Consider the following 17629-nt stretch of genomic DNA (forward strand, 5'->3'; position numbering starts at 1 on the left):
AGACTGAGACGCTGATCAGGGCTGAATCGCGACGACGCGAACCAACGGCCCCTCGGGAATGGCGCCCTCGCGCAGGTCGACCTCCCCATCGATCCAGCCCTGCGCCACCCCGTGCTCGCCGAGCAGGGTGTGCTGGGCGCGATACAGGCGGGGCGCGAACTGCTTCACGCTCGTGTGATGGCCGCGTCCGGCCGCCGGGTCGAAGCGCAGCTCGCCGTGCGCCTCGAGGTATGGGCGCAGCTCCGCAGCGAGGCGGACTCCGTCCCAAGGGTCCGCCTCGTCCTGGCGGATGTGCTTCGCCGCCTCGTCGTAATCGCCCTCCGCGAGCGCGCGTACGAACGCGCGCAGCTCGGCGTGCACCCGCGCGCGCAGCGCCTTGGCATCGTGCGCGAGATCGCGCCGCGGCCTCCTGCGCTCGCGCCCGGGCGCGGCCGCGCTGGCAGGCGCGGGCGCCGCTGGCGCGCTCGCCGCCGTCGGCGTTCCGAGGCCCTCCCACGCGGCGAGCAGGCTCGAGTCGGTGCCGCGCACGATCTCGCGCAGATACGCGATCGCGTCTTCGAGCGCCTCGGTCTTGGCGGCGTCCGGCACGGACTGATCGAGCGTCGCGTGCACTTGCGAGAGGTAGCGCAGCAAGACGCCCTCGCTGCGCTGGAGCCCGTAGCGCCTGACGACCCCGTCGAACGTCGCGTCGTGCTCCACGATCTCGCGCGCGATCGACTTCGGGTGCACGCCCTCCTCTGCGACCCACGGGTGATGCTCCGCGAACACGCGGAACGTGGCGTAGATGAAGTCGGCCTCGGGCGCTGGCAGCGTCACCTCGTCGAGCTTCGCGATGCGCTCCTCGAACGGAACGCGGTCCGCCTTGAGCTGATCCATCAGCTCGTTCCTCACCACCTTGAGCTGCTGCTGGAGGATCGCGTTCGGGTTCTCGATCACCGCCTCGGCGACGCCGATCACCTGCAGGTGGTAATCCGCGGCCTCGCGATCGAGCGCCGTGATCGCATCGACGAAGTAGAGCGAGAGCGACTGGTGCAGCGAGAAGTCGGCCTGCAGGTTCGGATCGACGCGCGCTTCGTGATTCGCGATCTGCACGATGCCGGCACGGCGCAGCGCGCGGAACAGCACCGCGGCATCGCGGGTGAGGCGGCGCCGGCGCGACGCGCCCTCGTGCGAGCGCGCGATCAGCTCGATCAGTGCGCCGTAGCCGCCGCGCCTCCCGGTCTCGGCGCGCGTGCGCTGCAGCAGCGAGACCATCATGCCGTGCGAGACGCGGAACTCCGAGCTCAGCGCTTCCGGCTGCCGCTTCACGAGCTGATCGAACGTGTCCTTCGTCCAGCTCACGAAGCCCGGCGGGGGCCGGCGCTTGTGCGGCGCCGACTTCTCGCGCCTGCCGTGCTTTTGTGCGCGCTTCGCGAGGATCAAGTGCTCCGGCGCCTGGCACACCACGCTGCCCCGAGTATCGAAGCCGCGCCGGCCCGCGCGCCCCGCGATCTGCTTGAAGTCGCGCGCGCTGAGGATGCGCACCTTCTCGCCGTCGTACTTGCTGAGCTTCGTGAACAGCACGGTGCGGATGGGGATGTTCACGCCCACGCCGAGCGTATCGGTCCCCGAGATCACCCGTAACAACCCCTCCTGCGCGAGCTGCTCCACGAGCAGCCTGTACTTCGGCAGGAGGCCCGCATGGTGCAGCCCGATGCCGTGCGAGACGATGCGCTTCATCTCCTTCCCGAACGGCGTGTCGAAGCGCACGAGGCTCGTCAGCTCCGCGATGCGCTGTCGCATCTCGCGCGTCGCGATCTTCGCGCTGGTGAGCGCCGAGGCGACCTCCACCGCTTCGCGTTGCGTGAAGTTCACGACGTAGATCGGCGCGCGCTTCTCGTCGAGCAGGTCCTCCACCGTCTCGTGCAGCGGAGTCTCGTGATAAGCGAAGTCGAGCGGCACGGGCCGGTCCTCGCTCCACACGTGCGAGACCTTGCGGCCGGTGAACGCCTCGAGCCGCTCCTCGATCGGCGCGGTGTTGCCGAGCGTCGCCGACATCAAGAGGAACGTGCTGTTCTTCAGAGTGATTAGGGGCAGTTGCCACGCCCAACCGCGGTCGCGGTCGCCGTAGAAGTGGAACTCGTCCACCACGACGTAGGGCGCGTCGAGCCGCTCGCCCTGCCGCAGCGCCATGTTCGCGAGCACTTCCTGCGTGCAGCAGATCACCGGCGCCGCCCAGTTGATCGACGCGTCGCCCGTCATCATCCCCACGTTCTCGCGCCCGAGCGTCTCGCACAGCGCGAAGAACTTCTCGTTCACGAGCGCCTTGATCGGCGCGGTGTAGAACGAGCGCTTGCCCTCGCACAGCGCCTTGAAGTGAAGGCCGAGCGCGACGAGCGACTTCCCCGACCCCGTCGGCGTCGCGAGCACCACGTGCCGACCCGCCGCGAGCTCGAGCAGCGCCTCCTCCTGGTGCGCATAAGGTGTTAGGCCCGTGTCCGCGACCCAGCGCACGAAGCGATCGAGGATCGCGCCCGCGTCCGTGATCGATGCGCCGAGCGGCACGCGATCGATCAGGCGCGAATTCCCGCTGCGAGCTTCATCCACCACGACCGCACCTTAGGCGCAAACGACCTCGAAGCCCGCTGCAAGAGGCGCGAGCGAAGCGATGCGCCGCTCCGAAGAGTGCGGAGAGCGCGGGTCAACCCCGCGCGATCCGCAGCCAACTCCCAAATCCCGCGGCGCGAGTCCTCGAAGCGCCCACTCAGTGCCGCCTCCCGGCTCCTCTCGAGCGCGGCGAGGAGCGGCCGGGCGGGGTGGGGACCGCGCCGCCGAGGTAAACCGCAGGCGGGGCCGCAGAGAATGCGCGCCTTCAGAAGATGCGCGCATCCGCCCGAACGGTGATCCCCACCAAAGGCCCCGACGAGGCACGAGGCGCCGCGGCCCCCACCCCGCCCGAACGCGGCGCAACGACGAAGCTGTTACGCCCGCGTCACCCGTTCTTCTTCGCGAAATCTCGAAGGAACGCAGCGAGAGCCTCGCAACCAGCCAGCGGGAACGCGTTGTAGATGCTCGCGCGCATGCCCCCGACGGAGCGGTGGCCCTTGAGCCCGGACATCGCCGCCGCTTCCGACTCCTTCACGAACTTCGCGTCCAGCTCCGGCGACGGCGTGCGGAACGTGATGTTCATCAGCGAGCGCGAGCCCTCGCCGGCGTGGCACTCGTAGAAACCGCCCGCGGCTTCGAGCGCCTGATAGATCACCTCGGCCTTGCGCCGATTGTGCTTCTCCATCGCCGCGAGCCCGCCCTGGCGCTGGATCCACTTCAACACGAGGCCCATCAGGTAGATCGCGAAGGTCGGCGGCGTGTTGTAGAGCGAGCCCTCCTTCGCGTGCGTGTCGTAACGCAGCATCGTCGGCAGCTCGCGCGCGCGGCGCTCCACGAGATCGCGGCGCATCGCAACGAGCGTCACGCCCGAAGGCCCGAGGTTCTTCTGTGCGCCGGCGTAGATCACGCCGTAGCGCTTCACGTCGAGCGGGCGCGAGAAGATGTCGCTCGACGCATCGCAAACGAGGAACGCTCCCGCGGGTGGAGCCGGCGGCTCGCTCGCCCACTGCGTGCCGAAGATCGTGTTGTTCGAAGTGAAGTGCGCGTAGACGGGCGACGCGCTGTAACGAATTTCCTCCGCGCGCGGGATGCGGCGGTAGTTGCCCTCGGCCGTCGTCGCCGCGACGTGCGTCTTGCCGTAGAGCTTCGCCTCTTTCAGCGCCTTCTCGCTCCACGCGCCGGTGAGGAGGTAGTCCGCGGTCTGCTCCGCGCCTAACAAGTTCGCCGGCAGCTGGAAGAACTGCGTCGAGGCGCCGCCCTGCAGGAAGAGCACGGCGTAGTCGTCGGGGATGCCCGCGAGCGCGCGACAGTCGGCCTCGGCCTGTTGGATCACGCGCTCGAAGGGACCGCCGCGGTGGCTGTGCTCGGCGATGCCGATGCCCGTGTTCGCGAAGTTGGTGAGCGCGCCCTTCGCCTCCTCGAGCACCTCGAGGGGCATCACCGCAGGACCCGCAGAAAAATTGAAGATGCGCTCGCTCGGCACGGCAGCCTCTCTAAGTTGGGCCGGGCACGCCGAACCCGGCTCGCACAAGATCGGGCTCTTTAGCGGACGCGAAACATGGATGCAGTCGTCGAAACTCGAAGCGGTCGCGTGCGCGGGCGCGCGCGCCGCGGCGTGCTCGCCTTCCTCGGCGTTCCGTATGCGCGCGCGGCCGCGGGGCGGCTGCGCTTTCTCGCGCCGCAATTGCCCGAGGCGTGGCCGGGCGTGCGCGACTGCTTCGAGGCCGGCCAAGGGGCGCCCCAGCGCAGCGCGCTTCCGACGTGGCTGCAGGGGCTCGCCGGGAACCCGCGCGGCACGGGCGAGGACTGCCTGCGCGTGCACGTCTTCACGCCCGCGTGCGACGGCGCGAAGCGGCCCGTGCTGGTGTGGATCCACGGCGGCGGCTTCGTGTTCGGCTCGGGCAGCGCGCCCGTCTACGACGGCAGTGCGCTCGCGCGCGAGCACGACGTCGTGGTGATCACGCTGAACTACCGGCTCGGCGCGCTCGGCTTCGCGCACCTCGACAGCGTCGCGCGCGGCGGCCCCTTCGCCTCGAACGTGGGCCTGCGCGATCAGCTCGCCGCGCTCGCGTGGGTGAAGGAGCACGCCGCCGCTTTCGGCGGCGACCCCGCGAACGTCACGGTGTTCGGCGAGAGCGCCGGCGCGATGAGCATCGGCGCGCTGCTCGGAAGCCCCCTCGCGCGCGGGCTGTTCCAGCGCGCGATCTGTCAGAGCGGCGCTGCGCATCACGTCTCGTCGCGCGACGGCGCCGCGCGCATGGCGCACGCGCTGCTCGGCGCGCTGGGCCTAACGAGCGCGAACGCCGAGAAGCTGTGCGACGTGCCGCTCGGCGCGCTCGTCGACGCGCAGCTGCGCGCCACGGCGAGCCTGCCCGCGCCGTGGGGTCTGCTCCCGTGGCAGCCGTGCCAGGACGACGACGTCCTGCCGCGCATGCCGCTCGACGCGATCGCGGCCGGGAGCGCGCGCGACATCTCGCTGCTGCTGGGCACCAACCGCGACGAGTACAACTTGTTTCTGTTGGGCGGCGCCGTTCGCGCGATGGACGAGGTGCGACTGCGCAGCGTGATCGCGCGCGTGCTCGGCTCCGCGCGCGCCGCCGACGCCGACGCGCTCTACCGCGAGCTGCTGCCGCGCGCGCTCCCGATCGAGCGCTGGAGCCTCCTGCAGACGCACCGCGTCTTCCGCGCGCCCGCCGAGCGCCTCGCCTCGGTCGCCTCCGCGCACAACCCCGAGACGTACGCGTATCTCTTCACCTGGTCGCCGCCCCTGACGCCTGCCGCGGTCGGATCCTGTCACGCGATCGAGATCCCGCTCGTGTTCGGCACCTACCGCCAGCCGCCGATGCGCCTGCTCTACGCCACGGCCGGCGCGCTCTCGCGCGAGATGCAACGCAACTGGATCGCGTTCGCGCACGGCGGCTCGCCCGACGACCCCGAGTGGCTCCCACACACAGCCGCGACCGCACCCTACGTGTTAGGCACTCGCGACGAGCGCGCGCAGGAGCGCTGGAAGAAAGCGCGCGCGTTCTGGGCGGAGGCGGGTTGGGGGCCGCGGGAGACGTGACAGGTACGTCCTCGGGCCAGGCTGAGAAAGGAGAGGCGATGCTGGCGTTCTGGATCGTGTTCGGTCTGCTCGCACTCAACACCATCGCAAGCCTCCACTGGATCTCGAAAGCGCTCGCGATCTTGCGAGAGCGCTATGAACCCGTCTGGAGCGAGCTTGGAAGGCCGTCTCTCTTTTGGAACAACAGCCCGCAGAATGTCGTCGCGCTTCAGGGCTTCCTGTGGTCCGAACGCGCGGCGGCGCTCGGCGACTCGGAGCTCGATGCGCTCGCACGCCGAGTTCGCGCCGCAACGGTGCTTCAAGTGCTGCTGCTGCCGGTAGCCGCGCTGTCGATGTTCGTCGGAGCGTCGTTCTAGAGCCTGCTTCGCCCTCGTCCCGCTGGCCGCGCCCGCGCGCGTGGGGCGGCCTTCACGCGCCCCGCACCACCTCGTCGTACACGCGCCGAATCGCTTCCGTGTGCCGCGCGTAGTCGTCGAGTAGCGGCACGCGCGACGTGCCGGTTCGAGCGCTCGGCGCGTAGCCGAGCGAGCGCGCGACGCTGTCGAGGTCGGCGCGGTCGGCGCCGAGGTCGGCGATCGAGCGGTTCTCGACGATGCGCAGGCGGCTCGCGAGGCGCGCGAGGAAGGACCAGCCGTCCCGCAACGACTTCGCCTGCTCGGCGGTGAGCAAGCTGCGCGCGGCGCAGCGCTCGATGACTGCCGCGGTGGTCGCGACTTCGTGGAGGTCGCCGCCGTGCTGCAATGCGAGCAGCTGCACGATCGTCTCGACGTCGAAGATCGAGCCGCGGCCGAGCTTCAGGTTGCGCTTCTGTGCGTTCTCGTTCGCGAGCTCGCTCTCGACGCGGCGGCGCACGCGGTCGATCTCGCTCGCCGCGTTCGCGGGGAGCTCGCGCGCGAGCAGGCGCGCACGCAGCGCCTCGAAGCGCGCGGCGAGCGCGGTGCTGCCGCCGACGGGCCGCGCGCGCAACAGCGCCTGGCGCTCCCACAGCTGCGCCTGCGTCTCGTGGTGGCGCGCGAAGCCGGCGAGCGAGGTGACGAGCACGCCTTGGTTTCCGGACGGGCGCAGCTGCGCGTCGACCTCGTAACAGATGCCCTCGCCGGTGCGCTTCTGCAGCGCCCAGCTGAACTTTTGCGCGAGGCGCACGAACGCTTCCTGTGCGAGCACCGCCTCGTCGTCGGGGGCGCCGGGCAAGTCGAACAGGAAGATCACGTCGAGATCGCTGCCGTAGCCGAGCTCGCGGCTGCCGAGCTTGCCCATGCCCACGACGAGAAACTCGCCGCGTTCGATCTGGGCGTGCGCGCGGGCCACCCGCGCGAGCTGCGCGCGCGCCACCTCGAGCGCGGCGCCGATGCACACCTCGGCGACGTCCGTGAGGGCGCGCTCGACTTCGGCCTGCGGGATTTTCCCTGATAAGTCGAGCAAGCCGATGTTCACGAGCTGGCGCTGCTGGAAGAGGCGCATCGCCGCGAGCGCGGCTTCCTCGTTCGCAGCATCTCCGCGCGACTGCTGCTCGCGCAGCTCGGCGAGCTCGACCGCGAGCTGCTCGCGCGTCGAGAGGAAACGCGTCGGATCGCTGAAGATCGGCTCGATCAGGCCGGGCACGCGCGCGATCACGTCGGAGAGGAAGCGCGACATCGCGAACATCGAGACGAGCCGCGCCACGAGCTCGGGCCGATCGAGCAAGAGCCCGAAGTAGAAGCTGCGCCCGCCGATGCCTTCGACGAAGCGCATCCAGTTGTTCGTGGCGCGGGGAGGATCTGGCGACGCCGCGATCTCCGCGGCAACGCGATCGGCGAGTGCGCTCAGCTGATCCGCCATGCGCGGTGCGGCAAACAAGCGCGGCGCCTTCTCGCGCAGGTGACCCAGCAGGTGCGCGCCGCCGCCCGGCCGCTGCACGAGCGCCTCGAAGCGCGCGCGCACGGCGCTGCGCACGGCGTCGAGGCGCGCGTCGAACTGCGCGAGCGCCGCGTCGCCGCTGTACAGCGTGCGCGCGAGGCGCTCGCGCGCCGCGCTCCCCGCTGGCAGCGTGTGGGTCTGGCGCTCGTCCTCCATCTGCAGCCGATTCTCGACGCGACGCAGGAAGCGATACGCGTCGAGCAACTCGTCGCGCATCGCCTCCGGAATGCACTTCGCCTCGGCGAGCGAGACGAGCGCGCGCGGCGCGGAGCGGCCGCGAACTTGCGGCGCGCGCGCGCCGTGCAGCAGCTGTAGCGCCTGCGCGACGAACTCGACGTCGCGAATGCCGCCCGCGCCGAGCTTGATGTCGGCCTCGGCGTTCGCGTGCTCGCGCTCGATGCGCGTCTTCATCTCGCGGATCGAGTCGACGCCCGCGAAGTCGATCTTCGACTGGTAGATCATGGGATCGATCTGCCGGGCGAGGCTCCAGCCGAACGCGAGATCCCCCGCGACGGGCCGCGCCTTCATGAACGCCGCGCGCTCCCAGGTCGCCGCGTAGCCGTCGTAGTAGAGCAGCAGGCGACCGGAGGACGGCACGAGCGGACTCATCGTGCCTTCGGGCCGCAGATCGAGGTCGACGCGATAGAGGAAGCCCTCGGGTCCGCGCTCGGCCATCAGCTTCCCGAAGCGGCGCGCGAGCTGCGCGTAGTAGTCGGCGGGAGCGAGCTCGCGCGGGCCGCCCGAGAGCGGCTCCGCCTCGGGAGGCGGGCTCTCGTACACGTAGATCAAATCCACGTCGGACGAGTAGTTGAGCTCTTCGCCGCCGAGCTTGCCGAGCCCCAACACCACGAAGCGCGGCGCGATCTCGCCGCCCTGAGCGGTGCGCCAACGCGGCGCGCCCAGCTCGGCCGCGAAGTCTGCGGCGACGCGCGCGAACGCGCGCGACAGCACCGACTCCGCGAGCGCCGACAGCTCGCGCAGCGGCTCCTCCACGCGCGCTTCGGGCACGAGCGCGGGCTCGGCGTCGCGCACCGTGATCCGCGCGAGCTCCGCGTACTTGAAGCGGCGCAGAATCGCGCCGACCTCTGCGCTTGCTGCGCCCGCGAGCGCGGCGTCGAGCGCAGCGCACATCTCGTCGAACGTGCGCGGCTGCGCGAGGTCGCCCTCGGCCAGCGCGAATAACAACTCGGGCTCACGCACGAGCGTCGCCGCGAAAAACGGCGCGGTCGCGCAGAGCGCGCGCAGAACGCGCGCGAGCCCCTCGGGCCGCTCGGCGCGTTGGCGCGCAAGTCGCGCTGCATCCGCGCGCTGCGCCGACTCGATCACGCGCTCGGCACGCGCAGCACTGCGCTCGGGCTCAGGGCCGGCAGCGAACAGATGCGCGAGACCGCTCGTCACACGCGCATGATGAAAGGGGGCCACCCCATGAGCAACGCGGCCACGGCTTTCACGATTTCGGATTCGACGACAATGCCGACGCTTCGCGGCGAGAGCTGCGCGTGGGTTGCCGCCGCGCGAGGCGCTTGGAGCGACACCTGCTCCGTGCTGCGAGGTACTACCGGAATCATGAGCCACATCCTCCCGAAGCGTCGCAGCCTGATTCCCAGCTCGTTCGTCGTGCGTGCGTTGACCGCGCAAGGTCGGCGCTTCGCGTGCACGAACTGCGGTGAGCAGATGTTCGTGCGCTACGAGTCGGGCCTCTGCCCGCACTGCTACAACGGCCGCCGCCCACTGCGCGGCACCGAAGCAGTCCGCGAGGTGCCCGTGAACCTCGCGCTGGCCGGGATCGACGACTGCTACGAGCTCTGATCCGGCCGAGCCCCGCGGCAGAGGATCCCCGCAGCCGCGCGCCAGCCCACGTGCGCGCCGCGGCTCGATGACTGACGCGCAGCCTGCGCGCTGGAACGACCTCGCTGACGAACGCTACTCACTGCGTGTCGTCCGAGGCCGCAAGCGAAGCGCGCAGCAGCGGGCGAGTCCTCGAGCCCGATGCGAAGTAAACGTGGAGAAAGCGCGCGCCTCCCCATCCCCGAAAGAAGCTCGTGTCACCGATCTACCTCATCCGCCACGGCGAAACCGCGCTCAACGCGAACCGCACGCTTCAGCCCCCCGCGACGCCGCTCTCCGAACGCGGCCTCGCGCAGGCGGAGCGACTCGGAGCGCGCATGGCGCCGCTCGGCATCGCGCGCATTCTCGCGAGTGATCTCGCGCGCGCGGCGATGACGGCGGAGGCGGTGCGCAAGACGACGGGTGCGCCGCTCGAGCTCGACGCGGAGCTGCACGAGCGCAACTTCGGCGACTGGCGCGGCACGCCCTACGAACAGCTCGGCTTCGACCCGTTCGCTCCGGGCATGAGTCCGCCGAACGGCGAGACCTGGGAGGTGTTTCACGAGCGCGTCGTGCGCGCGTGGCGAAACGTGCTCTCCGTCGCGGCGCGCACCGACGGGCCGCTCGTGGTCGTCACGCACGGCCTCGTGTGCCGCGGCGTGATCGCCTTCCACGCGCCGCCCGCCCCCGGCCTCGCGCAGCCGGCCGGCTTCCGAAACACCTCGGTCAGCGTGCTGGAGCGCGCGCCGAGCGAATGGCGCGCGACGCTGATCGACTGCGTCGCGCACCTCGACGATGCGCGGGAGACGGGCGCGGCGTAGCGGGTTGCCCGAAGACCGGGGGACGCGAAAACCGGGGACGTTCCGCAAGTAGGTAAAGGACGACTTTCTTTACTTACTTGCGGAACGTCCCAGAATCCCCGCGCGGCCTCGTACGCCGCGGCGTGATCGCCTTCCACGCGCCACCCGCCCCCGGCCTCGCGCAGCCGGCCGGCTCCCCCGCAACACCTCGGTCAGCGTGCTGGAGCGCGTGCCGAGCGGGTGGCGCGCGACGCTGATCGACTGCGTCGCGCACCTCGACGATGCGCGGGAGACGGGCGCGGCGTGCACGTTGCCCGAAGACCGGGGACGCGAAGACCGGGGACGTTCCGCAAGTAAGTAAAGGACGACTTTCTTTACTTACTTGCGGAACGTCCCCGATTCCGGCTGCATCCGCTCCCGTCCGCCTACGCCAGCGCCTTCGCGTTGCGCAGCTTCGCGACGTCCTCGTTCGCGATGCCCCACTCGCGCAGCGCTTCGTCGCCGAGCTGCCCGGGGTGCGGCGGCGGGCGCTTGATCTCGCCCGGCGTGCGGCTGAAGCGCGGCGAGGGGCCGGGCTGCGTCACGCCGCCCACCTCAACGAACGTCTTGCGCGCGATGTTGTGCGGGTGCTTGTACGCCTCGGGGATCGTCAGCACCGGCGCGAAGCACACGTCGCTGCCTTCCATCAGCGCGCACCACTCGTCGCGCGTCTTGGTCTTGAAGAGCGCGGTCAGGCGCTGCTTCATCGCGCGCCACTGCGTGCGGTCCATCTGATTCGGCAGCGTCTCCTTGTCGAGCCCCGTCTTCTCGAGCAGCTCCGCATAGAACTGCGGCTCGATCGAGCCGAGCGAGACGTACTTCCCGTCCTTCGTCTCGTACGTGTCGTAGAAGTGGGCGCCGGTATCGAGCAGGTTCGTGCCGCGCTCGCCCCAACCGCCGGCGGCGTAGAAGCCGTGGATGAACGCCATCAGCGTGGCGGCGCCGTCGACCATCGCGGCGTCGACGACCTGCCCCTTCCCCGAGCGGCCGCGCTCGACCAGCGCCGCGCAGATGCCGAGGGCGAGCAGCATGCCGCCGCCGCCGAAGTCGCCGACGAGGTTGAGCGGCGGCAGAGGCTTGTCGCCCTCGCGGCCGATGTGGGCGAGCGCGCCGGCGAGCGCGATGTAGTTGATGTCGTGGCCCGCGGCCTGAGCCATCGGGCCCTCTTGGCCGAAGCCCGTCATGCGCCCGTACACGAGCTTCGGATTGCGCTTCAAGCAGACTTCGGGCCCGAGGCCAAGCCGCTCCATCACGCCGGGCCGGAAGCCTTCGGTGAGCACGTCGGCCTTATCGATCAGCTTCAGCACTAGCTCGACGCCCTCGGGATTCTTCAGATCGACGCCGACGCTGCGCCGGCCGCGCGCGAGCACGTCGTTCGAGGGCTTCTCGGGGAGCGGCGAGCGCACGGTCACGGAGCGGTCGATGCGCAGTACGTCGGCGCCGAGGTCGGCGAGCATCATCGCGCAGAACGGGCCCGGCCCGATGCCGGTGATCTCGACGACCTTGATGCCTGAGAGCGGTCCTGCCATCTGCGTGTCTCCTGTGCGTCGCGTGCGCGTCGCGTGCGCGTCGGCTGTTAGGGCCGCGCAGGATACTTCAGCAGCGCGCTCGGCCGCGGCCGAGTCTCCGCGCGACGCGCGTCACCAAGCGCTCGGAAGGACGGCCCGATGCGCCGGACATGCACGAGACGCCACCGGACACGTCGGAGACGCGCGAGGAGCGCGCTCGCTGCGTCGGCAAGCGAGACGCAACGAGCGGAGAACTCCGCGGAATCGCAAAGGTTTTCCCGGCGTTCGCCGAAAACTGGGCGTCACTCGGAGTTCGTGATGGCCGACACACGAGCGTCCGGCTGCGCTCGATAGCGTCCCTATCGCTCAGGGATTCGGATGCGAGGCCGCTCCGGGTTTCGACGAAACAGGATCACGGTATGGCCCACGACCCCACACAGCTCGGCCCCGGAGCGCTCGGCGAGAGCCTCGGCCAGCCCATGCTTGTCCTCGGGCTGGTGCATTCGCACCTTGATCAGCTCGTGGTCGCGCAGCGCGGCGTCGATGGCGCGAATCACGGCTTCGGTCGCGCCGCTGTCGCCGACCTGCACCAGCGCGTTCAGGGGATTGGCGAGCGCGCGCAGATGGCGGCGCTGGAAGCCCTGCAGTCCCGTCTCGGTGCTCATCGCACGCACTCTACGAGTCGCCGGACGCCGCTGCTCGGCCTGCTGACCGCGTTCGTGCTTTGGTTCAGCGTCTCGTGCGCGACGACAGCGCCAATCGAGCCCGCGCCTTTCGCGCCGGTACCGCGCGCGGCCGAAGCGCCCAGCGCGCACCCGCCGGTTGCGATCGACGAGGTGGAGAACACCGACCCCGCTTCGCTGCTGGGCCGCGCGGTGCCCGAGAGCCCGAGCCTCCTTTTCGCGCGCGACGTGCTCGATCGCAGGGCGGCGAAGCTGAGCGCCGTGGAGCGCGAGGGCGTGGCGCGCGAGCTGGTCGTGGCCGAGGCCGAGCACGGGATCTCCGTGCTGTTCTCGCTCGCGCTGATCGAGCAAGAGAGCCGCTTCGATCCGCGCGCGAAGGGCCCGACGGGCTCGATTGGGCTGATGCAGCTTCAGCCGCTGACTGCGCGCGAGGTCGCCCGCAAACACGGCCTCGCTTGGCAGAGCGAACGCACGCTCCACGATCCCGTGCAGAACGTGCGGCTCGGCCTCGCCTACCTCGCAGAGCTGCGCGCGAAGTTCGGCAGCACCGACCACGCGATGGCCGCCTACAACATCGGCCCGAACGCGCTGCGCCGGCTGCTCGACAAGCGCCCGCTGCGCCACGGCCCGTACCTGAAGAAGGTGCACGCCAAAGCCGAGGCGATGCGCGGCGAGTTCACGGTGCCCGAGATCGCAATCGGTGGTTGATCCGAGCTGAGCGCGCGAACTTGCGCGCCATGCCGCGCGCCGCGCTTCGCGAGAAAGCTGCCCGCATCCAGCACGTGCTCGATGCGCTCTACCCCGCGGCGCCGATTCCGCTCGAGCACGAGGATCCGTTTCAGCTGCTCGTCGCGGTCGTGCTCTCGGCGCAGTGCACCGACGCGCGCGTCAACCTCGTGACGCCCGCGCTCTTCGCCGAGGCGCCGAATGCTCCGGCGCTCGCGCAGCTCCCGGCTCCGCGCATCCTGCGCCTGATTCGCACCTGCGGCCTCGCGCCGACGAAGGCGCGCAATCTGAAGGCGCTCGCGCAGCGACTCGTCGCCGAGCACGGCGGCGCGGTGCCGAAGACGTTCGCGGAGCTCGAGGCGCTGCCCGGCGTCGGGCACAAGACCGCGAGCGTCGTGCTCTCCCAGGGCTTCGGGATTCCTGCCTTCGCGGTCGACACGCACATCCACCGGCTCGCCACGCGCTGGGGATTGACGAGCGGGCGCAACGTGGCGGAGACCGAGCGCGACCTGAAGAGGCTGTTCGCGGAAGAGAGCTGGGGCCGCGTGCATCTCCAGATCATCTACTTCGGCCGCGAGCACTGCCCCGCGCTGCGCCACGATGCGAGCGCGTGCCCGATCTGCGCGTGGGCTGCGGTGAAGCGGCGCGCACGCGTTACCGTGAATCGCGCGCGCAAACGCGCCTAACAAGTCGAGGAGACCGCGATGCCGAAGAAGGTCGAGTGGTACTACCACCGCATCGGTTGAACGAGCTGCACGCGAGCGTCCAAGTTCATGGACGCCAAGAAGGTCGAGCCCGCCGAGACGGTGAGCGCGTCGAAGAAGCTCTCGCGCAAGGACGCGGAGGAGATCGCAAAGAGCGCGAGCCGCGTGGTGGTGGCGAATGGCAAGAAGGTCGAGGAGTTCGAGACCGCCGGACGCGCCGCGAAGGCGGTCGTCGACGCGATGCTCGGGCCGACTGGGAATCTGCGGGCGCCGGTGGTGCGATCGGGGAAGACGGTGCTCGTCGGGTTCAACGACGAGGCTTGGACGAAGAACTTGGCGTGAGGCCTTGGTTCGTTCTCGTTCGTGACTCCGAGCGCGCGCGGGCGCCGGGGGCGGAGGGTCGCGACTCCGGCCCTTCGCTTGGTTGGTGTGCGCCTTTGGGTGTCGCGAACGCGCTGCTCCTGGGCGCGCTTTAGCGCCCACGCCGCTGGCAGATGACGCGAGGCGCGCCGACATGGTTGCGAAGGACCGGGCCTTCGCTGCGACGCCCGTCCGCCCCCCGGCGCCCGCGCGCGCTCTCGTGCTGGATTCGTCGCGGCTCGCGCCGGTTTGGGAGGAGTTGGCGCGGCTCGGGCCGCATCGAGCGGCCCGAGCCGCGCTCTCCTGAATTGCCGAGATCGCTGCGGTCGAGTTGTTACTGCCGCGCCGCCGTCACGATCCAGAGCGGGTCGGCGCCTTCCGGCGAGCGATCGAGCTGTTCCGCGGGAGCGAAGCCGCCGGCTTCGGCGAAGTATCGAGCGATCGCGTCGAGGCGCTGCCGCGGTGCGAGGACGTGCCAGGCGCGGATCGCCTTGGTCGGGAAGCAGCGATGCGAGGTGGCGATCACGGCGCGGCCGCCGGGGCGCAGCACGCGGGCGAGCTCGGCGAAGACTTCGATGGGGCGCGTCAGGTACTGGATCGAGACAGCGCACAGCGCGAAGTCGAAGCTGGCGTCTTCGAGCGGAAGGCGCGGATCGTCGTTGAGGTCGCGCACGTGACACTGCGAGAGCCGCGGGTTCTTTGCGAGCTCGTCGGCGTTCATGCCGATTCCGACGACGCGCCCGAGCGGGAGCGCGCTCGCGGGCGGCAGGTGCGAGACCCAGCTCGACATCAGATCGAGCACGTCCGCGCCGGGGCGCAGGATCTCGCCGTAATGACTCGTGAGCGCCGCGATGGTGGCGTCGTCGATGTGCGTGACGAAGCGCGGAAACGCGTAGAACTGCGCGTCGGGCGTCTCGTCGAGGCGATCGAAGAAGCCGGGCGGGAAGGCCGTGCTCATCGGCAAGAGAGGTAGCTCGCTCCCTCGCGCGAAGGCCCGAGCGGCAAGCGATCGCGTGCGCGCGCTAATCACGCGTGATGACGAGAACCCATCTAAGAATTCCGGACCGAGCCCGGCCCGGCGACGGGAGAAATCTCGAGATGGGCTCTAGTGCGCCCAATCCGTACGCGCCGCCCACCGCATCGCTCGACGAACCGCAGGCCGAGGCGCCGCCGCTGTTCGCCGTCAGTGCGGCGAAGCTCCTCCTGTTGTCGTTGTTCACCTTCGGCCTCTACACGACGTGGTGGTCGTACAAGAACTGGCGCGCATTCGACGGGCGAGACGGCGAGCGACTCATGCCGATCCCACGCGCGATCTTCTCGGGCTTCACGAACTTCTCGCTCTTTTCGCGCACTCAACGCTGGGCCACGAGCAAGGGGACTCACACCCGCGTCCCGCACGAGCTCTTCGCGATCGCTTCCCTCGTCATGAGCGTCGCCGTGGGACAGTCCCCATTTGGGACCCTCTGGCCGATCCTTTTCATCATGGGCATGGGCGCTGCCCATCTCCCGTCCAACGCGCTCGCGGCGCGCGTGAACCTCGCAGTCGCCCCGAATGCCGCACCGACCGTGGGCTGGACGACGATCAACATCGTCGGCGTCGTACTCGTTGGGATTCTCGTCGCACTCGTGGGCTTTCTCGTACCGCGCGGGGACGCTCAATGACGGCGCTGCTCGGGCTCGGCCCGCTCCAACAAGTCGCCCTGCCCTGCACCGACCTCGCTCGCGCGGTCGCGTTCTATCGAGACTCGTTGGGTCTGCGCTTCATCGCGCAGTACGACCCGCCCGGGCTCGCATTCTTCGCGCTCGGCGATGTGCGGCTCCTGCTCGATCGCTCGGACGAGGCAAAGCCTGGCGGCGGCGTGCTGTACTTCCGCGTCGCGAACATCGCGGCAACGCACGCAGAGCTCGCGGCGCGCGGCGTCGCCTTCGATCAGCCGCCGCACGCGATCTTCCCTGACGACGCGGGCACGTTCGGGCCTGCGGGCGAGACGGAGTGGATGGCGTTCTTTCGCGATCCCGACGGAAACACGCTCGCGCTGGCGTCGCGCCAGCGATGACGCGGCGCACGCTCCTCCTCGCGCTCTGCACCCTTGCGCTCGCGTGCGCGCCGAGCGGCGATGCGGGCGACGTCGATGCCGCGACCGACGTCGCGACCGAGTTCTTGCGCGCGCTCGACGCGGAGCCCGCGACTACGTGGCGCGCGCTCGCCTCGCCGCTGCGCGCGAGCGTGCCCGAGGCGCAGTGGCCCGCGCAGATCGCCTCGATGCGCGCGCCGCTCGGCGACGCCGGCACGCGCGACCTCGCGAGCGCGCTCTTCACCGAGACGCTCGAAGGTGCGCCGCCGGGCAAGTACTTCGTGGTCGAGTTCGAGTCGCGCTTCCCGAAGGCGACCTGCGGCGAGCGCGTGACGCTGATGTTCGAGAAAGGCGCGTGGCGCGTCGCTGGCTACTTCGTGCGCAACACGCGAACGCACGCGCCGTGACCGGCGTCTCGCTACGCCCCGCGCTCGCGAGCGACGCAAAGTTTCTGTTCGCGCTGATGAAGGCGGCACTCGGGCCGTACCTGGTCGCCACGTTCGGTCCGTGGGACGAGGGGGCGCAGCGCCAGAGGTTCTTCTCCACGCTGAAGCTCGAGCATCACCAGATCATCGAGCACGCCGGCGAACGCATCGGCTGCCTCGACTGCGAGCGCCTCGGCTTCGTGGTCGTTGGCGAGATCGAAACGCACTTTCTGATGGAGCGCGCTGCCTCGCCTCGCTAGAACGCCGCGATGCGCGCGCTCTTCTTCGACCTCGACGGCACGCTCACCGACTCCGCGCCGGGCATCACGCGCTGCCTCGCGCATGCGTTCGCGGAGCTGGGTGCGCACGTCCCTGATGACTCCGAGCTGCGCCGCTGCATCGGGCCGCCGCTCGATCACACGTTTCGGCGGCTGCTGCCCGAGCTCGGCGACGCGGAGATCGCGCGCGCGATCGCGCTCTATCGCGAGCGCTTCGTCGCGCACGGCATGTACGAGAACGCGGTGTACGACGGCATTCCCGAATGCCTCGCGGCGCTGCGAGACGAGGGGCTGCGGCTGTTCGTCGTGACCGCGAAGCCCGAGCGCTTCGCGAAGGAGATCGTGCGGCACTTCGCGCTCGGCGGGTTCTTCGAAGCGGTGTACGGGCCGAGCGAAGACGGAGTCCTCCACGACAAGGGTGTGCTGGTGGCGCACGTGCTGCGCAGCGAAGGCATCGCAGCCGAGCGCGCGACGATGATCGGCGACCGCGCCCACGACGTGCTCGGTGCGCGCAAGAACGGCGTGCGCGCACTCGGGGCGCTCTGGGGCTACGGCTCGCGGACGGAGCTCGAAGGCGCCGGCGCGCACGCGCTCGTCGCGCATCCCGCGGAGATCGCTCGCGCGCTGGCGCGTTGACGCGCGCGCCGCGACGCTCGCG

At 70.3% G+C, this 17629-nt stretch carries 18 protein-coding genes; 12 read left to right on the top strand and 6 right to left on the bottom strand.

Annotated elements, in window-relative coordinates; genetic code table 11:
• Positions 1-15 precede the first annotated feature (15 nt).
• Together FJ091_07880 and serC are read right to left on the bottom strand one after the other, a co-directional pair.
• Positions 16-2586, bottom strand: coding sequence for a DUF3516 domain-containing protein (locus tag FJ091_07880; protein MBM4383277.1), 2571 nt, complete (start codon positions 2584-2586; stop codon positions 16-18).
• Positions 2587-2971: 385 nt separating this feature from the next.
• On the bottom strand, positions 2972-4024 hold the full coding sequence (serC, locus tag FJ091_07885; GenBank protein MBM4383278.1) for a 3-phosphoserine/phosphohydroxythreonine transaminase: 1053 nt from the start codon (positions 4022-4024) through the stop codon (positions 2972-2974).
• 120 nt (positions 4025-4144) lie between these two features.
• Here serC and FJ091_07890 point away from each other — a divergent pair, with 120 nt between their 5' ends.
• Together FJ091_07890 and FJ091_07895 are read left to right on the top strand one after the other, a co-directional pair.
• Positions 4145-5650 carry a carboxylesterase/lipase family protein gene (locus tag FJ091_07890; GenBank protein MBM4383279.1) on the top strand — a complete coding sequence of 502 codons (1506 nt, stop codon included), beginning with the start codon at positions 4145-4147 and terminating at the stop codon, positions 5648-5650.
• Positions 5629-6006 carry a hypothetical protein gene (locus FJ091_07895; GenBank protein MBM4383280.1) on the top strand — a complete coding sequence of 126 codons (378 nt, stop codon included), beginning with the start codon at positions 5629-5631 and terminating at the stop codon, positions 6004-6006. Before FJ091_07890 ends, FJ091_07895 begins: the two co-directional genes overlap by 22 nt.
• Positions 6007-6058: 52 nt before the next feature.
• Here FJ091_07895 and FJ091_07900 read toward each other — a convergent pair whose 3' ends face one another.
• A complete protein-coding gene (locus FJ091_07900; GenBank protein MBM4383281.1) occupies positions 6059-8944 on the bottom strand; it encodes a hypothetical protein in 2886 nt (961 codons plus the stop codon).
• Between the two features lie 168 nt (positions 8945-9112).
• On the opposite strand from FJ091_07900, the gene FJ091_07905 reads away from it, so the two are divergent.
• Both FJ091_07905 and FJ091_07910 read left to right on the top strand, forming a co-directional pair.
• Entirely contained in the window at positions 9113-9355 is a 243-nt protein-coding gene (locus FJ091_07905; GenBank protein MBM4383282.1) for a hypothetical protein, read from the top strand.
• Between the two features lie 233 nt (positions 9356-9588).
• Entirely contained in the window at positions 9589-10194 is a 606-nt protein-coding gene (locus FJ091_07910) for a histidine phosphatase family protein (protein ID MBM4383283.1), read from the top strand.
• Between the two features lie 404 nt (positions 10195-10598).
• Here the strand turns inward: FJ091_07910 and FJ091_07915 are convergent, their stop codons facing one another.
• Together FJ091_07915 and yhbY are read right to left on the bottom strand one after the other, a co-directional pair.
• A complete protein-coding gene (locus tag FJ091_07915) occupies positions 10599-11741 on the bottom strand; it encodes a CoA transferase (GenBank protein ID MBM4383284.1) in 1143 nt (380 codons plus the stop codon).
• A 338-nt stretch (positions 11742-12079) separates the two neighbouring features.
• Positions 12080-12385: a ribosome assembly RNA-binding protein YhbY gene (yhbY, locus tag FJ091_07920; GenBank protein ID MBM4383285.1), complete on the bottom strand. Its 306-nt coding sequence runs from the start codon at positions 12383-12385 to the stop codon at positions 12080-12082.
• Between the two features lie 171 nt (positions 12386-12556).
• Between yhbY and FJ091_07925 the strand changes: the two genes are divergently transcribed.
• The 3 genes from FJ091_07925 to FJ091_07935 all read left to right on the top strand — a co-directional run bounded on the left by FJ091_07925 (position 12557) and on the right by FJ091_07935 (position 14175).
• The gene (locus FJ091_07925; protein ID MBM4383286.1) at positions 12557-13111 is read left to right on the top strand and encodes a transglycosylase SLT domain-containing protein; all 555 of its coding nucleotides are present in this window, start codon (positions 12557-12559) and stop codon (positions 13109-13111) included.
• A gap of 29 nt (positions 13112-13140) precedes the next feature.
• Positions 13141-13815, top strand: a complete 675-nt coding sequence (nth, locus tag FJ091_07930; GenBank protein MBM4383287.1) for an endonuclease III — start codon at positions 13141-13143, stop codon at positions 13813-13815.
• 87 nt (positions 13816-13902) lie between these two features.
• Positions 13903-14175 carry a hypothetical protein gene (locus FJ091_07935; protein MBM4383288.1) on the top strand — a complete coding sequence of 91 codons (273 nt, stop codon included), beginning with the start codon at positions 13903-13905 and terminating at the stop codon, positions 14173-14175.
• Positions 14176-14527: 352 nt separating this feature from the next.
• Here the strand turns inward: FJ091_07935 and FJ091_07940 are convergent, their stop codons facing one another.
• Positions 14528-15151 (bottom strand): class I SAM-dependent methyltransferase, encoded by a 624-nt coding sequence (locus tag FJ091_07940; protein MBM4383289.1) that lies wholly within the window; start codon positions 15149-15151, stop codon positions 14528-14530.
• A gap of 140 nt (positions 15152-15291) precedes the next feature.
• Here FJ091_07940 and FJ091_07945 point away from each other — a divergent pair, with 140 nt between their 5' ends.
• The 5 genes from FJ091_07945 to FJ091_07965 are packed head-to-tail and all read left to right on the top strand — an operon-like array spanning position 15292 to position 17607.
• The gene (locus tag FJ091_07945) at positions 15292-15855 is read left to right on the top strand and encodes a hypothetical protein (GenBank protein ID MBM4383290.1); all 564 of its coding nucleotides are present in this window, start codon (positions 15292-15294) and stop codon (positions 15853-15855) included.
• Complete coding sequence (locus tag FJ091_07950) at positions 15852-16250, top strand: VOC family protein (GenBank protein ID MBM4383291.1); 399 nt, start codon at positions 15852-15854, stop codon at positions 16248-16250. Before FJ091_07945 ends, FJ091_07950 begins: the two co-directional genes overlap by 4 nt.
• Positions 16247-16675: a DUF4019 domain-containing protein gene (locus FJ091_07955; protein ID MBM4383292.1), complete on the top strand. Its 429-nt coding sequence runs from the start codon at positions 16247-16249 to the stop codon at positions 16673-16675. The genes FJ091_07950 and FJ091_07955 overlap by 4 nt, the downstream gene beginning before the upstream one ends.
• Positions 16672-16953: a hypothetical protein gene (locus FJ091_07960; GenBank protein ID MBM4383293.1), complete on the top strand. Its 282-nt coding sequence runs from the start codon at positions 16672-16674 to the stop codon at positions 16951-16953. The genes FJ091_07955 and FJ091_07960 overlap by 4 nt, the downstream gene beginning before the upstream one ends.
• Positions 16954-16962: 9 nt before the next feature.
• Complete coding sequence (locus FJ091_07965; protein MBM4383294.1) at positions 16963-17607, top strand: HAD family hydrolase; 645 nt, start codon at positions 16963-16965, stop codon at positions 17605-17607.
• Positions 17608-17629: the final 22 nt, after the last annotated feature.

The organism is Deltaproteobacteria bacterium (assembly GCA_016875395.1).
GTDB lineage: Bacteria > Myxococcota_A > UBA9160 > UBA9160 > UBA6930 > VGRF01.

Coding starts and splice junctions, on each gene's coding strand:
- serC (MBM4383278.1), bottom strand. CDS start 4,024: ATGCCCCTCGAGGTGCTCGAGGAGGCGAAGGGCGCGCTCACCAACTTC.
- FJ091_07890 (MBM4383279.1), top strand. CDS start 4,145: ATGGATGCAGTCGTCGAAACTCGAAGCGGTCGCGTGCGCGGGCGCGCG.
- FJ091_07905 (MBM4383282.1), top strand. CDS start 9,113: ATGAGCCACATCCTCCCGAAGCGTCGCAGCCTGATTCCCAGCTCGTTC.
- FJ091_07915 (MBM4383284.1), bottom strand. CDS start 11,741: ATGGCAGGACCGCTCTCAGGCATCAAGGTCGTCGAGATCACCGGCATC.
- yhbY (MBM4383285.1), bottom strand. CDS start 12,385: ATGAGCACCGAGACGGGACTGCAGGGCTTCCAGCGCCGCCATCTGCGC.
- nth (MBM4383287.1), top strand. CDS start 13,141: ATGCCGCGCGCCGCGCTTCGCGAGAAAGCTGCCCGCATCCAGCACGTG.
- FJ091_07935 (MBM4383288.1), top strand. CDS start 13,903: ATGGACGCCAAGAAGGTCGAGCCCGCCGAGACGGTGAGCGCGTCGAAG.
- FJ091_07940 (MBM4383289.1), bottom strand. CDS start 15,151: ATGAGCACGGCCTTCCCGCCCGGCTTCTTCGATCGCCTCGACGAGACG.
- FJ091_07945 (MBM4383290.1), top strand. CDS start 15,292: ATGGGCTCTAGTGCGCCCAATCCGTACGCGCCGCCCACCGCATCGCTC.
- FJ091_07950 (MBM4383291.1), top strand. CDS start 15,852: ATGACGGCGCTGCTCGGGCTCGGCCCGCTCCAACAAGTCGCCCTGCCC.
- FJ091_07955 (MBM4383292.1), top strand. CDS start 16,247: ATGACGCGGCGCACGCTCCTCCTCGCGCTCTGCACCCTTGCGCTCGCG.
- FJ091_07965 (MBM4383294.1), top strand. CDS start 16,963: ATGCGCGCGCTCTTCTTCGACCTCGACGGCACGCTCACCGACTCCGCG.